The sequence below is a fragment of the Antarcticibacterium arcticum genome (assembly GCF_007993795.1).
GTDB classification, from domain to species: domain Bacteria; phylum Bacteroidota; class Bacteroidia; order Flavobacteriales; family Flavobacteriaceae; genus Gillisia; species Gillisia arctica.
Window position 1 is genome coordinate 350,200 of record NZ_CP042476.1, and the last position, 16,640, is coordinate 366,839.

General features: G+C 38.7%; 11 protein-coding genes and 1 pseudogene. 6 read left to right on the forward strand and 6 right to left on the reverse strand.

What is annotated here, in order from left to right; translation table 11 throughout:
* Positions 1–11 precede the first annotated feature (11 nt).
* Positions 12–293, reverse strand: coding sequence for a hypothetical protein (locus tag FK178_RS01540; protein WP_205677199.1), 282 nt, complete (start codon positions 291–293; stop codon positions 12–14).
* Positions 294–463: 170 nt separating this feature from the next.
* On the opposite strand from FK178_RS01540, the gene menD reads away from it, so the two are divergent.
* The 3 genes from menD to FK178_RS01555 all read left to right on the forward strand — a co-directional run bounded on the left by menD (position 464) and on the right by FK178_RS01555 (position 3,572).
* The gene (gene menD / locus FK178_RS01545) at positions 464–2,197 is read left to right on the forward strand and encodes a 2-succinyl-5-enolpyruvyl-6-hydroxy-3-cyclohexene-1-carboxylic-acid synthase (protein ID WP_146830327.1); all 1,734 of its coding nucleotides are present in this window, start codon (positions 464–466) and stop codon (positions 2,195–2,197) included.
* Between the two features lie 81 nt (positions 2,198–2,278).
* Positions 2,279–2,620 carry a DUF2853 family protein gene (locus FK178_RS01550; RefSeq protein ID WP_146830329.1) on the forward strand — a complete coding sequence of 114 codons (342 nt, stop codon included), beginning with the start codon at positions 2,279–2,281 and terminating at the stop codon, positions 2,618–2,620.
* Positions 2,621–2,732: 112 nt separating this feature from the next.
* Complete coding sequence (locus FK178_RS01555) at positions 2,733–3,572, forward strand: CvfB family protein (RefSeq protein WP_146830331.1); 840 nt, start codon at positions 2,733–2,735, stop codon at positions 3,570–3,572.
* Here FK178_RS01555 and FK178_RS01560 read toward each other — a convergent pair.
* Entirely contained in the window at positions 3,566–4,072 is a 507-nt protein-coding gene (locus tag FK178_RS01560) for a hypothetical protein (RefSeq protein WP_146830333.1), read from the reverse strand. The genes FK178_RS01555 and FK178_RS01560 overlap by 7 nt on opposite strands.
* A 139-nt stretch (positions 4,073–4,211) precedes the next feature.
* On the opposite strand from FK178_RS01560, the pseudogene FK178_RS01565 reads away from it, so the two are divergent.
* The 3 genes and pseudogenes from FK178_RS01565 (at position 4,212) to FK178_RS01575 (ending at position 7,057) form a co-directional block, all read left to right on the forward strand.
* Positions 4,212–5,050: pseudogene (locus FK178_RS01565) on the forward strand (1,4-dihydroxy-2-naphthoyl-CoA synthase).
* On the forward strand, positions 5,038–5,565 hold the full coding sequence (locus tag FK178_RS01570; RefSeq protein WP_146830335.1) for a PH domain-containing protein: 528 nt from the start codon (positions 5,038–5,040) through the stop codon (positions 5,563–5,565). Before FK178_RS01565 ends, FK178_RS01570 begins: the two are co-directional and overlap by 13 nt.
* Entirely contained in the window at positions 5,555–7,057 is a 1,503-nt protein-coding gene (locus tag FK178_RS01575) for a PH domain-containing protein (protein WP_146830337.1), read from the forward strand. The genes FK178_RS01570 and FK178_RS01575 overlap by 11 nt, the downstream gene beginning before the upstream one ends.
* 89 nt (positions 7,058–7,146) lie before the next feature.
* Here the strand turns inward: FK178_RS01575 and FK178_RS01580 are convergent, their stop codons facing one another.
* The 4 genes from FK178_RS01580 to uvrA form a co-directional block, all read right to left on the reverse strand.
* Complete coding sequence (locus tag FK178_RS01580) at positions 7,147–9,558, reverse strand: alpha-ketoacid dehydrogenase subunit alpha/beta (protein ID WP_146830339.1); 2,412 nt, start codon at positions 9,556–9,558, stop codon at positions 7,147–7,149.
* Between the two features lie 216 nt (positions 9,559–9,774).
* Positions 9,775–12,591, reverse strand: coding sequence for a M1 family metallopeptidase (locus FK178_RS01585; protein WP_146830341.1), 2,817 nt, complete (start codon positions 12,589–12,591; stop codon positions 9,775–9,777).
* Between the two features lie 87 nt (positions 12,592–12,678).
* A complete protein-coding gene (locus FK178_RS01590) occupies positions 12,679–13,368 on the reverse strand; it encodes an LOG family protein (RefSeq protein WP_146830343.1) in 690 nt (229 codons plus the stop codon).
* A gap of 14 nt (positions 13,369–13,382) precedes the next feature.
* Complete coding sequence (gene uvrA / locus FK178_RS01595) at positions 13,383–16,214, reverse strand: excinuclease ABC subunit UvrA (RefSeq protein ID WP_146830345.1); 2,832 nt, start codon at positions 16,212–16,214, stop codon at positions 13,383–13,385.
* Positions 16,215–16,640: the final 426 nt, after the last annotated feature.

The following is a 16,640-nucleotide window of genomic DNA, read 5'->3' on the forward strand; positions in this document are numbered from 1 at the left end:
TTTTAAGATCATTAATAATCGTTCCCGCCCATACTTAAGAACGAAAGTCCGAAGATTATTAAAAGCACTACGTAAAATGATGTAATCACCAATATCCAAAGTAAAGTTGCTTTAGCCCAATTGGATTTATTAAGGTTGCTGCTGCTTCCAAATCCCCAAATTAAGAGAAGGATGATCCCTACCAGAGGAATGGCGGTTAAAAATAATGTCCAGAACCATTCACTGGTGCGCATAGGTGTTGTATCCTGGGTAGCGTAATAATTCCCGGCATTTGCAGGAGAGGTAACTTCCATATTATGTTAATTGTATTGGTTAGATAAATTGAAATTAACAAAATGTTTTTGATTATCCTAAATAAATGTTAAAACGCACAAATATTTTTCACCTGGGTTTATTTCATAAAGTTTTTTTTGGGGGTGATTCAAAATTTTTTCACTTGAAAAAATTGTAATTTTGTGGATGTATGAAATATTCTAAAATTCCCGTTGCCCAATCTATTGTAGCCTTATGTGTGGCCAAGAATATAAAACATGTGGTGATCTCGCCGGGTTCCCGCAATGCTCCCTTAACTATAGGTTTTACCCATCATCCTGAAATTATCCCATATAGCATTGTTGATGAGCGCTGTGCTGCATTTTTTGCTTTGGGAATTGCACAGCAGCTTCAGGAACCAGTTGCGGTAGTTTGTACTTCAGGCTCGGCTTTATTAAATTATTATCCGGCCGTGGCAGAAGCATTTTACAGCGATATTCCGCTGGTAGTTATTTCTGCCGACCGTCCAATTGAAAGAATTGATATTGGGGACGGGCAAACCATCAGGCAGAAAAATGTTTTTGAGAATCATATTCTTTATTCGGCAAACCTGCATTCTGAAATTGTGCTGGAAAGCAGATTAGCAGATAAAAAACTTCAGCAAAAACAATTTGAATCTCAAAAGCATAATGAACGCGAGATTAATCTGGCACTGAATAAAGCGATAGAAGATAAGGGACCTGTGCACATCAATGTGCCGTTTTATGAGCCTTTGTATGATAGCATTGAAGAAATAGAGGTTAATCCCTTACAAATCTTCCCTGAGGTTCATGACCGTATTTACTCCTACCAGGAGCTTATGCCCTATGCCCAACTTTGGAATAATGCGAAACGCAAAATGGTAATTGTAGGCGTGGCAGGACCAAATACAATTGAACAGCAATTTCTGGATTCTTTGGCGATGGATGAATCTGTTCTGGTGCTTACTGAAACCACTTCAAATCTAAACCATCCCGGGTTTTTCACCAGAATTGACACCTTGATTGGGCCTATTGAAAGATGTGAAGACGCGCAGGAACAATTTAAAGCATTGCAGCCTGATATACTGCTTACTTTTGGAGGAATGATCATTTCCAAAAAGGTGAAATCTTTTTTAAGGAATTATCAGCCAAAACAACACTGGCATGTAGACCCCAAAAAGGCTTATAACACATTTTTCTGCCTAAATAAACATTTTGAATCCAGGGCCAATTCCTTTCTTGAAAAATTCTTTAGTTTGGTTGAAACAGGTAAAGGTGATTATGCCGCTTACTGGAAAGAGATAAAAGAAAAAAGACAAGCACAACATGATATTTATATGAAAGAGATCCCGTATTCAGATCTAAAGGCCATGCAGCATATAGTAGGACGGGTGCCAAAGGACTGGAACATACAATTGGGTAACAGTGCCACCGTGCGGTACGCCCAATTGTTTAATTGGGACTTGTCTCAAAAGTTATTCTGCAACCGCGGCACCAGCGGGATAGATGGAAGCGTTTCTACCGCAGTAGGAGCGGCTGTAGTTAACGTTGATCCAACCTTGCTTATATGTGGTGATCTCAGTTTCTTTTATGACAGTAACGGACTCTGGAATAATTATATTCCGAAGCACTTCAGAATTATAATTTTGAATAACGAAGGCGGAGGAATTTTCAGAATTCTCCCCGGCCATAAGAATACACAAAATTTCGATACTTTTTTCGAGACAGTGCATAGTATGAACGCCAGGGCTCTGGCAGAAATGTATGGATTTGAGTACGCTTCGGCAAAAAGCCCGGAAGACATAAATCAAGATTTGGAAAGCTTTTTTACTCCATCTGAAAAACCAAGGATCCTTGAAGTTTTTACTCCCAGAAAGATCAATGATGAGGTGCTGCTGGAATATTTTAGCTTTATGAAATCTTAAATTTGTCTTAAATTGCATGGGAAAACGTTATAATTTTATTGTATATTTATAATAATTAATAACAAATAAAAACCCTGAATTATGAGTAAAACCGATGAGAAAGTAGAAAAATACGCTCAAGATTTCAAAGACAAAATTGGAGGTTCGCTGGATCTTGAGTTGTTAAAAAAAGTAACTGTAGCCTGTGGTCCAAGAATCTTTAATAATGATGCGGAAACCGTTTCAGGATCTTCAGAATCTGAATTGGCTACGGTGAGAAAAAACTTTTTAATTAAAAAACTCGGCTTGAAAGACGATGATAAACTGGATGCCGGCATTAATTCGGTTATTGAAAAATATGGTAAATCCAATAGAAATAAATATAGGGCGGTTGTGTATTATTTGCTAACCAAACATTTTAAAAAGGAAAACGTTTTTAATTAAAAACTGCTATCTTATTTAAAGGTCCGTTTTTCAAATGGTGAAAAACGGACCTTTTAGTTTTTAATGAGCAGTATAAAATATAAAGTATCTTTACATTTTTAAAATTACTGTTATGTTAACCATTGGGGAATACCATTTGATGAAAATTGACAGGGACACTGAGCCTGGGTTGTTTTTGAAAAACGAATCAGGGGACGAGGTTTTACTGCCAAATAAATATAAACCGTCTTCATTTGATATAGGAGATGAGATCAGGGTCTTTGTATATCTTGACCATCAGGAACGACCGGTGGCCACCACCCTGACCCCTTATGTGAAATTGGACGAATTTGCATATTTAAAATGCGTGGAGTTATCTGATATTGGTGCATTTCTGGATTGGGGCCTAGAAAAACATCTTTTTGTTCCTTACCGGGAAATGGCTTCAAAAATGCGAAAAGACAGCTGGTACCTTGTGTTTTGTTACCTTGATGAGGAAAGCGGAAGGCTGGTGGCTTCCAGTAAAACAAATGCCTTTCTTGATAACCGTGAATTGACCGTAGAGCCATTTGAGGAAGTTGACCTTATAGTCGCCAATCCTACAGATCTTGGGATGAATGTGATAGTCAATGAAATTCATCAGGGGTTGATATTTAAAGATGATATTTTTCAGGATTTGCAACCTGGAGATAAACTTAAAGGCTGGGTAAAGAAAACAAGGCCAGACGGGAAAATAGATATTACCCTACAGCGGCCGGGATATAGAAGTATTGAACCCAACGCCCAGGATATTTTAAACGAACTTGGTTTAAAGGATGGGTTTTTACCCCTTACAGATAAATCTTCGCCAGATGAGGTTCAAAAAACACTTCAAATGAGCAAAAAGAGCTTTAAAAAAGCCGTGGGAACTTTATTTAAGCAGCGTCTTATTGAAATTAAAGAAGACGGGATCTATTTAAAAAAAGATCAATAGTAATAACCGCGATAGTATCCGTTTCCGTATCCTCTTAAAAAGGGGGAATAAGTTTGTAGATAACTGGCCCCGGTACCATCGGCTGCATTTCTGTAAACAGAATTGCGTGTGCCCCTTCCATAAGCTTCCGGACTAAAGGATTGATTGTAGAATCGCGGAGCTATACTGAATGTTTCATTATCTGATACAGAGGTTGTATTGGGTCGGGGAACATTTACCGGTGGGGCAAGTTCAATTCGCCGGGCTTTCAATTGTTCTTCCCTTTCCATTACAGCGGCGATATTTATTTCTCGCGGAACATTTTGGGTATCAAAATTTACACTTCTTATTTTAAATCTTCCTGTGTTCGGTATTTCAGAAGCCAGATTGCTCAGGGAAGGCCTTATTTCAATTCGCTTGGTTAGCAAGCCCTCGGGGACCTCCTGTAACACAGGGATTTCCTGAGCAAAACCAAAATAGGAGAAGCAACCTAATAAAAAAAGTAATCCTATTTTCCTCATGAATATCAATTTCTTCAAATATATCAAGAATTATGCAAATTAATGATATTAGAGAATCTGTATAAAAGAAATGTTCCTAACCTTTTAAAAAGTGGAAGTATCTCTTATAAAAGTTCTATTTTTACGAAAAACAAGGCATATGAGTAATATCAATTGGACAACAGCAAAAGAATACGAAGATATCACCTATAAAAAATCCAACGGAGTTGCAAGAATAGCATTTAACCGGCCCGATGTGCGCAATGCTTTCAGGCCCAAAACAACCAGTGAACTCTATAATGCTTTTTATGATGCGCAGGAAGACACTTCTATTGGGGTGGTGCTGCTTTCTGCGGAAGGACCCTCCTCCAAAGACGGCGTATATTCCTTTTGCAGTGGGGGAGATCAAAAAGCCCGCGGGCACCAGGGTTATGTGGGAGACGATGGCCAGCACAGGCTGAATATTCTGGAAGTACAACGATTGATACGTTTTATGCCTAAAGCGGTAATTGCCGTAATTCCCGGTTGGGCAGTAGGCGGGGGCACAGTTTACATGTTGTGTGCGATCTTAGTCTTGCCAGTAAAGAACACGCGATCTTTAAACAAACCGATGCCGATGTTACAAGTTTTGATGGGGGTTACGGGAGCGCTTACCTCGCTAAAATGGTGGGGCAAAAAAAGGCCCGGGAGATCTTCTTTTTAGGCCGCAATTATAGTGCACAGGAAGCTTTTGATATGGGAATGGTAAATGCTGTGATCCCACATGAAGAGTTGGAAGACACCGCTTATGAATGGGCTCAGGAAATCCTGGCAAAATCGCCAACTTCAATTAAGATGCTAAAGTTTGCAATGAACCTTACAGATGATGGAATGGTAGGCCAACAGGTTTTTGCCGGCGAAGCTACCCGCCTTGCCTATATGACAGATGAGGCCAAAGAAGGAAGGGATGCTTTCCTTGAAAAACGCAAGCCGAATTTTGAGAAAAAATGGCTTCCGTAATGGATTCCTTTAAAAATGATGTAATTGATCTGGAATCGCTTCCCCGGTTTGAGGAAGTGGAATTCCAGTCTATATCCGGAAATTATCTCCTTAAATCAAATTTTCAAACCGGGATATTTTTCCTGTTCATTCTTTCCGGGTGGATTGGCTTATATTATTATGAAATAGGAACATCTTACTTACCTGTGGCATTGGCAGGAATCGTTATCCTTTTTGGCTTCAAATTCTGGAATAACCTAATGATGCAGAAAAAATACGGGTATGCATTAAGAGAACGCGATATACTGTACCGCCGTGGATATATTATTAATTCCATTACCATTGTTCCTTTAAACCGTATTCAGCACGTTGCTGTTTCCCGGGATGCCCTGGATAAGATCCTTAATATTTCTTCATTACGAATATTTACAGCGGGTGGGAGTGGGAGTGACATAAGTATTCCCGGCCTTAATCCAGACCTTGCCGCCAGCTTAAAAGAGGCTCTGGCAAGCAGACTTACTCCCAATGAAGACTGAAGCTTTTTCTACTCCTCAAAGGCAATCTGTAGCAGGAATTGCATTAATTTTTCTTACTACCCTATTTAAATTTTTAAGGTCTTTTTGGGTGTTGGGGGTTTACCTTGTTTTAAAGACACCCTCGGGCCCAGTGTTATTCTATATCCTTTTAGGATTGGCTGTTACTGCTATCCTGCTTATAATTTACAGCGTTTTATATTACCGGAATTTTCTTTTTCATGTTGATTATAAAAATGAAGAATTTGTGCTCCAGAAGGGGGTAATTTCTACTGAAAATATTGCCATTTCATTTGATAGAATTCAGCAGGTTTACTTTAAAAGATCGCTGTTGGAGCGTATTATTAACGTGTACAGTGTAATAATAGATACTGCAGGGAGCAATAATGAGGAGGTTAAAATAAGTGCAATCTCTAAACAGGATGCAGATGCTCTTGCCGCTATCCTTACCCGGGTTAAGAATGAAAACATAGAAGGACCTTTAGAAGGGGAAGAGGAGGTAACTGCTGATGAAACCTGGACTTATAAACTCGATGTTTTAGCCCTTTTAAAAATAGGAGTAAGTTCAAATTATGCCAGGGGACTAGGATTGGTACTGGCTTTTTTCATGACCCTATACAATGAGCTAAATACTTTCTTTAAAGATTATAAGGAGGAACTGGGAGAATATTATGAGACGGTTCCCAATGTTTTAGATTCTGTTGGGATCTTTTCGGTTCTTTTAATTTTGTTATTATTTGTGAGCATTGCCATAACGATGCTGGAAGTCTTTATAAAGTATTTCGGATTAAAACTCACACAAACCCGGGATAATATGGAGCTGGAAATGGGATTGAAAACCAATACAAAAGTTAGCCTCCAGCCCCGCCGGGTTCAGTTGATAGAAATCGTAACAAATCCCGTAAAGAAATGGTTGAATTTATACGAAGCACGAATTGCCCTGGCGAGCAGCGAAAATTCGCTTCAGAAGAAAAAAATTAAAATTCCGGGACTTGGTGCTGGCGAGGTTATCAAGGTCCAAAAATTTCTATCCGGAGACCTTGAAAGATCTTTCATGAAAATTTTTCGCCCGCATAGGATTATGCTTTTAAGAAGGATTATAATTGTGCTCCTGCCTTTACTTGTAAGTTACCTTTTATTTTACTGGAAAGAATATATCGATTTTAGTATATGGTTGGTTTTGGCATTGGGATACCTCCTGCTGGGAATAACCTATCAAATTTTGAAATACCGGTCTTTGGAACTTGAATTTAGTGATGAGTTTCTTCTCAAAAGACAGGGGGTATGGAATAAAAGAGAAGAAAGCGTTGAAATTTTTAAAATGCAGGGCCTTACCGTGAAACAGCCCGTCTGGTATAGGAAACGAAACCTTGTTAATGTTGAGTTTCACACCGCAGGAGGTGACATCTCCTTCAGAGCGGTGAAAAAAACAGTAACTACTTATTTGAATTATATACTTTATAAAGTAGAATCAGGTAATAAAAGGTGGATGTAATCACCTGGAATTGAAATTTAAAAATAAAGCCACAAAATTGCCGGTATCCGGTATTTTTGTGGCTTTATTATATTCCGAATGATGTGAAATTATCTCAAATCTTTATATTTTGAAGGATTTGCTTCCCGCATGATTTCGTATACTTTTTCATAAATATCTTCGGCTGAAGGTTTGGAGAAGTAATCCCCATCTGTTCCATAAGCGGGCCTGTGATCTTTAGCTGCAAGGGTTTGGGGCTTGCTGTCCAGATGCACATAAGCATTCTGTTCTTCAACAATTTGCTGAAGAATATATGCAGAAGCTCCACCGGGCACATCTTCATCTATAACCAATAGTCTGTTGGTTTTGGCCACACTTTTAACTATATCCTTATTAAGGTCAAATGGAAGCAGGGATTGTACATCTATAATTTCGGCACTAATTCCTGCCATTTCAAGTTCCTCTGCCGCTTCTTCAACCAATCTTAAAGTAGAACCATAAGAGACAAGGGTAATATCATTTCCTTCCCTTAAAGTTTCCACCACTCCAATTGGAGTTCTGAATTCTCCCATATTGGTTGGAAGTTTTTCCTTTAAGCGGTATCCGTTAAGGCATTCTACAACAAGGGCAGGTTCATCTGCCTGTAAAAGTGTATTATAGAATCCTGCTGCCTTGGTCATATTTCTTGGAACCAGAATATGGATCCCTCTTAATAAATGCACGAGTGCACCCATGGGTGACCCACTGTGCCAGATCCCTTCCAGCCTGTGGCCCCGGGTCCTGATAATTACAGGGGCTTTTTGTTTTCCTTTGGTTCTGTATTGTAATGTAGCGAGGTCATCGCTCATGATCTGTAAGGCATATAATACGTAATCAAGATACTGTATCTCTGCAATAGGGCGTAAACCGCGCATGGCCATACCAATACCCTGGCCAAGGATTGTAGCTTCCCTTATTCCAACATCGGCCACTCTTAGTTCTCCGTATTTTTCCTGAAGTCCTTCCAGACCCTGGTTCACATCTCCTATTTCCCCGCTGTCTTCACCGAATATGAGTGTTTCGGGGCGGGTTTCAAATATTTTATCAAAATTGTCCCTTAAAATAATTCGGGCATCTACCTCCTGTGAATCATCAGAATATGTTGGTTCAACACCTTCTATGCTCAAAGCATTATTTTCAGAAACACTATAGAGATTACTGCTGTAATCCGGCTGAGAAGTTTTTGTGTATTCTTCTATCCAGGTTATTAATTGGGTTTTGGCATCGCTTTGGGTTCCAATTAAATACCGCAGGCTCTTGCGGGCGGCTACCAGAAGATCCTTTTTAAGCGGCTCTTTAATTGCTGAAATTTCTTTGATAAAGGAAACAATGGTCTCCTTGTTTGAAGAGTCAGAAGCAACTTTTTCCAGTAAAGGCAAAAGTTCTTTCTGTTTGGCTTTCATTGGATTTGCATAGGCATCCCAGGCAGCTCTTTTACCTTCACGTACCTGCTTTTTGATCTCCTGATCGATTTCATCCAATTCTTCTACAGTTGCAAAATCATTCTCCAATACCCATTCCCTGAATTTCACATTGCAATCATACTCCCGCTCCCATTGTAATCTCTCGTTATTCTTGTAACGTTCATGAGAACCTGAAGTGGAGTGGCCCTGGGGCTGGGTTAATTCCCGTACGTGAATTAAGACCGGGGAATGAGATTTACGGGCAATTTTGGAAGCTTTTTCATATGCTTCAACCAAAGCAACATAATCCCAACCATTTACAACTATGATCTCGTATCCTTTATTTTCATCATCTCTTTGAAATCCTTTCAGGATCTCGGAAATATTTTCTTTAGTTGTTTGATGTCTTGCATGCACAGAGATTCCATAATCATCATCCCAAACGCTCATTACCATGGGTACCTGTAATACACCGGCAGCATTTATGGTTTCCCAGAAATGACCTTCACTCGTACTTGCGTTACCTATGGTACCCCACGCAATTTCATTTCCATTCTCTGAAAAATTTGCCGCATCAATACCTTTTACGTTTCTATAGATCTTGGAAGCTTGTGCAAGCCCCAATAATCTCGGCATCTGTCCCGCCGTTGGAGAAATATCTGCACTGGAATTCTTTTGTTGCATCAGGTTTTTCCAACTGCCATCCTCATTTAAAGTATGCGTAGAAAAATGGCCTCCCATTTGCCTCCCAGCGGACATTGGTTCTTCTTTGATAGAAGTGTTTGCATATAATCCCGCAAAGAATTGTTCTATATTAAGAGCCCCAATCGCCATCATAAATGTTTGGTCACGGTAATACCCGGACCGGAAATCCCCATTTTGGAAAACCTTGGCCATTGCCAATTGAGGAATTTCCTTTCCATCACCAAAGATCCCGAATTTTGCTTTTCCCGTAAGCACTTCCCGTCTTCCTAACAAACTGCATTCCCGGCTGGTTACAGCCAGTTTATAATCTTCTATCACCCTGTTCTTGAAATCTTCGAAGGAAATGGATTCTTTGGATTTTGTTTCGCTATGCATGAAATGATTTTTGAATGGTAACAAATGTAATTAATTCTTATGTTAAATACAATTCAATAATTGAGCTCAAAAAATTAGTTATTTTTTATAAATCTTGATTTAATTATGAAATCAATAATTTAAAAGGAAATGAGGGGAATTTACTGCGAATAAAATAATGCAGATTGGTTATTTTTGGAATTTTTTCCGCCAAATGATTGTGGTGTTAAATCTTACTTAATACCATTCCCGTGTAAATAATCTTATAAGTGTATTAATATCCAGGGTAACTATAAATCTTATCTTCTGGTCATAATTATCCTGCGCAATTTCCCATCCAAGGTTGGAATAGACCGGGAAAAATATTTCAAAATAATCCTGCACAAGGCTAACCCTTAGTCCGGAATCATATACAAAATGAGCAGGGGCGAATTGATTTTTTACCAATCCCACATCACCATAAGCAAAGATCCATTTCCAAAGATTGGTGCTGGCATTTATAGTTGTAAGCCATTGGTTTGCAAATGCTGGTTCCAGTTGAGATTTGAATCCCCCTTCGGCCATTATTATTTGTTGGCTGAAAAGACCACTTCCCTGGCTTCTCCCGTAGTAATTATAATCAAAGAGATAATCTGTTGGTCTATCCAATGCAAAACTGAAATAGTCATTGTCCCTTTCATCATTATAAATAAATGTTCCCGCAAATAATCTAAGATTGATCTGCCGGTTATTTCTAAAGAGTTTTCTGTACTCCAGTTCTACCGCAACTTTGCTGAAGTTCTTTGCCAATTCATAATCTATCCCTCCGGCAACATAATCTACCAGATTGGTATCGCTGTAATTATAGCTTAAGTTAAACACATTATAATTGGGTTGATCTACCGGATTCAAAAGATCAAAATCCCGTTTAACGTTTATGTTCCGGAGGATAAGGCTTTGGCGTTCGTTATCACGTAAGTAGGAATTTCTGAAAAAGAAGCCTAAATGGGGGGTGAACTTCTCATAAAACAGGTCATAACCGTATGAGAACCTTACTCCGCTTATTCCATAACGTATAGCGAATAAATTATCCTCGTCATAATAATGGGAGTTGCTTATTGACCCCGAGCCTACTATAGTTTGACTGTTAAAACCGAATTTTGGGGATATTCGAAAGTCAAAATTCCGGTTTAGAAAAGGTTTATTATACACTTTAGGTCCCACAGCAATACCATCATAAAGGTTATAACTTACCTCCGGCATAAAAAATACCTGATAATATCTGGGATCTTCTAGATCCTGTAAAAGACGGAATTGCACAGGTTTATTTAATAAGGTTGTTACCCCGCGATAATTATCTCTCCGGTTTATCTCTGGTATAATTGCCTCATGATTTAATGCAAGTCTTTCTATCCCATGCCGAGGAATAGTGATGGTTTGATCTTCCCTCGTATTCTCGACCCAGGTTTTGTAGATTATATCCCCGTCTTTAAGCCCGTAAAGAGGTACAGGCATATTATTATCTTTTTTATTTTTAATTGTAACCTGAAGAGAGTCTCCAACCTTTTTTACGTGCTTTATTTTAAAGTCTATTTTATCACTACTGGATACATAATCATCAAAGAACCAGGAAATATCCTTTTGGGTATTTCTTTCGAGGATCTCCCTAAAATCGGCTGCTTCTGTGGATTGAAGGAGGTTATCTTTATAAAACTCTTTAATGGAATTTTTTACAGTTTCATCATTCAGGAATGTCTCTAAGTATTTTAGACCCGTACCAGCCTTGTAAGCATTGGCGATATTCACATTGAATTTTACAAGGGAATCTTGTGAAGTAGTTAGAGGTTGATCTATATTTAACCTTGCCATATTGAGGTAGAGCAGGGGATATTGGTCATTAAATTCAAGGCTAGCTGCATGAAACCACCTAATTCCTATTACACTGCTTAGGCTTCCCATTAATTTCATATCTGGGTAATAGGTATCTACATAATCCATCATCAGGGAAATATGGATAGCATCATACACCCATTTTTCCTCCCGCGGATTTAAAAACAAGGTATTTCTAAGGTAATTTTCAGTAATTGTTTTTAATTGTTTTATGTCATACTGGAAACCATCAGGAAATGGCCTTATAAATTGGGGTAATTGATTAAGGCCATATACCGGGTTATTAAGATAGTCTTCCCGAGTTACCATAATAGTTTCCTGAGGATAAGCACCCAGCCTGGTTTCCAGGAATTTCAGGATCCGGTTCAGGATCATCCCCTTCATTCCAAATATGAGACCGTCATCTTCTACACTGGTAAGGACTATTTTGGAATTTACATCCAGCGCTTCCAAACGATATGTTTTTGTAAGATAAAGGTGGGGATTAACGTGATTTTCTCCTGAAAGATAAGTTGTTTTAAAACCATTATCTGTAAAAAACCTATCGGTATTAAGGACGGATGCCACATACAAGGAAGGTGGAGTGGTGAGTTTAATAGAATAATTTGCCGGTACTGTGAATTGATTTCCAAGATTTTTATCACTGTAGATCTTCCACTCCCCATCAAAAACTGCTGGTGTGATGTACCAGTATTTTAATTTATAATTCCCCTGATCATCAACACCATACCGGGTAAATTTTTCAGAAGGGATTTTTACCTGGTAAAGGAAATTTACTGAAATCTTCTCGCCGGGCAGCAGCGGTTGTGTGAGTTCCACTTTTATGATATCCGGAAAACCTTCGGGACGTTCCCATGTAAAATTTTGAACATTTTGATTGGTAATGCTGTAAATTTTGGTGAAACCGCGTTCTTCATCTTTTGCGAAGTGAAACCTTCTTAAATAATCTTCAGCAAACCTTTTGGCAAGTGGGGTAGATTTATCTTTAAAACTATTTGCCCAGTCATTGAAATAAAGTTCAGGTAAAGCACCGGCACTTGTATTTTCATAAATAATTTCCTGCTGTATGTTGAATGTTCTTGTAGAATCATTCAATACAGCAGTTATGTTAATGCTGGTTTGGCTAAAACCAAAGGTTATACCCAAACCCCAAAGTAGTACTACCAGGAAAAATTTTATCTTCAATGGATGAAATTATTTGGGTAAATAACGGGAATTTCAGTCTAAAGATAATTAAGGAAAACTATATATTTTAATTGCTGTGAGGCAAATTTAAAAGTTAGGGCTAAGATTATATTCTCCATAGAATTTATCCAGAATATCAATTACTTCATCTTCGGTATCTACTACATGAAGAAGGTCAATATCACCGTCACTTATATTTTGAAAAGAATCCAGAAGTGTGGTTCGAACCCAGCCTATAAGCCCTTCCCAAAAATCCCTTCCCACCAATATAATAGGGAATTTATCAATTTTGTTGGTCTGGATCAAGGTGATGGCCTCAAAAAGTTCATCCAGAGTTCCAAAACCACCCGGCATTACCACAAATCCCTGAGAGTATTTTACAAACATTACTTTTCTTACAAAGAAATAATCAAAATCCAGGCTTTTATCCCGGTCAATATAAGGGTTGTCATGTTGCTCAAAAGGTAGGTCTATGTTTAATCCTACCGAGGTTCCTCCACCTAAATGCGCCCCTTTATTTCCTGCTTCCATGATTCCGGGACCACCCCCGGTAATAACCCCATAGCCGTGATCTACAATTTTTTGAGCGATCTTTTCTGTAAGTTTATAATATTTGTGATCGGGTTTTGTCCTTGCAGATCCAAATATGGAAACACAAGGGCCAATCTGGCTTAATTTTTCATATCCTTTTACAAACTCACCCATTATTTTAAAAATAGCCCAGGAATCATTCGTTTTAATTTCATTCCAGGCTTTATTTCCTTGTTTTGCTCTCATGTATATTTTTCGATTTAATTTAATTCTTTCTTCAGGTAAGCTGCGGTATAACTTTTTTTATGTTTAGCCACCTCCTCTGGTGTACCGGTTACTATTACTTCACCGCCATTTTTTCCACCTTCATAACCAATATCAATTATATGATCGGCCATTTTAATCACATCCATATTATGCTCAATAATGAGCACGGTATTACCTTTATTGGCAAGGGTATTCAAAACATCCATTAAAACCCGAATATCCTCAAAATGTAATCCCGTTGTTGGTTCATCCAGAATATAAAATGTATTGCCGGTATCTCTTTTGGAAAGTTCTGTAGCGAGTTTAATCCTTTGTGCCTCCCCGCCGGAGAGGGTAGTACTCTGTTGTCCAAGTGTTATATAACCAAGGCCTACATCTTTAATGGTTTTTAATTTCCTGTAGATCTTGGGGATCAATTCAAAAAAGAGGGTTGCTTCGTTTATGGTCATTTCCAACACATCTGAAATAGATTTTCCTTTATACCTGATTTCAAGGGTTTCGCGATTAAATCTTTTACCCTGGCAGGTTTCGCATTCTACGTAAACATCTGGCAAAAAGTTCATTTCAATAACCCTCAATCCTCCCCCTTTACAGGTTTCACATCTTCCTCCCTTAACATTAAAACTAAATCTTCCGGGTTTGTAGCCTCTTATCAGTGATTCAGGGGTTTTGGCAAAAAGGGTTCTTATTTCAGAAAAAACGCCCGTATACGTTGCCGGATTGGAGCGAGGGGTCCTGCCTATGGGAGATTGGTTTATGTCTATGACTTTATCAATATGCTCCAGGCCGGTAATTTTTGAATAGGGCATAGGAACCTTTACCCCGTTAAAATAATGGGCATTCATTATTGGATACAGGGTTTCATTTATAAGCGTAGATTTCCCACTGCCTGAAACTCCCGTTACCGCGATCATTTGGCCTAATGGAAATTTAACACTAACATTTTTTAGGTTGTTCCCAGTGGCACCCTTAAGGGTAATGGTTTTGCCATTTCCTTTTCTTCTTTTTTCGGGCACCTCAATTTTCATCGTGCCGTTTAAATAATTGGCAGTAATGGTATTGTGTTTCCTTATCTCCTCTGGAGTACCCTCACTAATGATCTCTCCTCCATGACGGCCTGCCTCGGGGCCAATGTCTATTACATGATCTGCCCGCTCTATCATATCCTTATCATGTTCAACCACAATAATAGAATTTCCAAGATCCCTGAGAGCCACCAGGGAGTTAATTAGCTTGTCATTATCTCGCTGGTGCAGTCCAATACTTGGCTCGTCCAGGATATATAAAACTCCTACCAGTTGCGAGCCAATTTGGGTTGCCAATCTTATTCGCTGGGCTTCCCCACCCGAAAGGGTCTTGGAACCCCGGTTTAGGGAAAGATAGGTGAGCCCTACATCTACAAGGAATTGCAGGCGGGATCTTATCTCTTTTATTACTTCAGAAGCAATGAGGAGTTGTTTTTCATTCAAAAAATCGGGGAGATCCCGGAACCACACAGCAAGATCTGTAATATCTTTCCCTGCCAGCTCTGCAATATTTTTTCCATTTACCTTAAAATAAAGCGATTCTTTTTTTAAACGGGTTCCCTCACACTCAGGACATTGGATCTTATCCATATATTCCTTTGCCCAGCGACGCAGGGAAGTGGAATCATTATTATTAAAAGTAGTTTCAATAAATGTAGCCACACCTTCAAAATCGATCTTATATTCGCGGGTAATTCCAAGGGCTTTAGATTGTTTTGAGAATTTTTCCTTGCCACCGTAAAGGATCATTTCCAAGGCGTGGGCGGGAATGGTTTCTACAGGATCACTTAATTTAAATTCAAAGCGTTCCGCTATTAACTCAAGCTGGGAGAAAACCCAGTTCTTTTTTTGGGGCCCATGCGGTGCAAGGGCACCGTTCTTAATGGATCTTGTTTTATTGGGAATTAATTTATCAATATTAACCTTATGTAAGGTTCCAATCCCGTTACAGGTATCACAAGCGCCTTTGGGGGAATTAAAAGAAAAATTATTAGGTTCAGGGTTCGGATACGAGATCCCTGAAGTGGGACACATTAAATTTCTGCTGAAATATCGTACTGTGCCCTCTTCCTGTTCCAAAACCATAAGAACATCTTCTCCATGGTACATTGCGGTTTTGATGCTTTCTGAAAGTCTTTTTTGAGCTTCGGCATTTTCATCAATTTGCAGGCGGTCTACCACAATCTCAATTTCGTGCACCTTATAGCGATCCAGTTTCATTCCTTTCACCAGATCACGAACTTCCCCATCTACTCTAACCTTTAAAAACCCCTGTTTGGTTATTTGCTCAAACAGCTCTCTGTAATGCCCTTTTCGGGATCTTACCACAGGAGCGAGAATGCTTATACGCTTCCCCTTAAAATCTTCAATTATCAGGTCCCTTATTTGCTCATCATTATAACTTACCATTTTTTCGCCGGTGTTATAACTGTAAGCATCTGCAGTACGGGCAAATAAAAGCCGCAGGAAATCATAGATCTCTGTTATGGTACCAACGGTACTACGGGGATTTTTACTGGTAGTTTTCTGCTCAATTGCAATTACAGGTGACAATCCGTCAATTTTATCAACATCGGGTCGCTCAAGGCCGCCAAGAAATTGACGGGCATAAGATGAAAAAGTTTCTATATATCGCCGTTGTCCTTCAGCATAAATTGTATCAAAGGCGAGAGAGGATTTTCCCGAACCGGAAAGACCTGTTATCACTACTAATTTCTCCCGGGGTATAGAAACATCAATATTTTTTAAATTATGTACCCTGGCCCCTAAAACCTCAATGTTTTCTTCCGCTATAGCCATATTTTTAATCAAGGGGGCAAAGGTACTTAAACTGTTGCTAACTAAAAAGAAAGCTTGCAATGGCGAGCTGTTAATTAATAAAAAACACAGAAATAGTTTAGGTCTTTAAGAAGGGTTTTAAGAAAATTTTAATAGGATTTTATAATTTAACCCTAAAATATTTCTTATGGGTGAAATCCCTTAGATTTTATTATATCTTTAAGTATAATATTCCCCCGGGGTTCTCAAAACTGCTTCTTTGCTTTTTAGAGAATCTCATATTTAATTTCCCCCCACGATTGATCCCCACATGAATTTTATCCGGCAAGGATATAAAAATTACCCCTGTTTAATACATTAATTATTAATTGCATTTTTTGAAAAGATTTAGGCGAGGTTCTGTCCCGGTCTCTAATAAATCGCGAAGGGAATATTAATTTTTTTAAA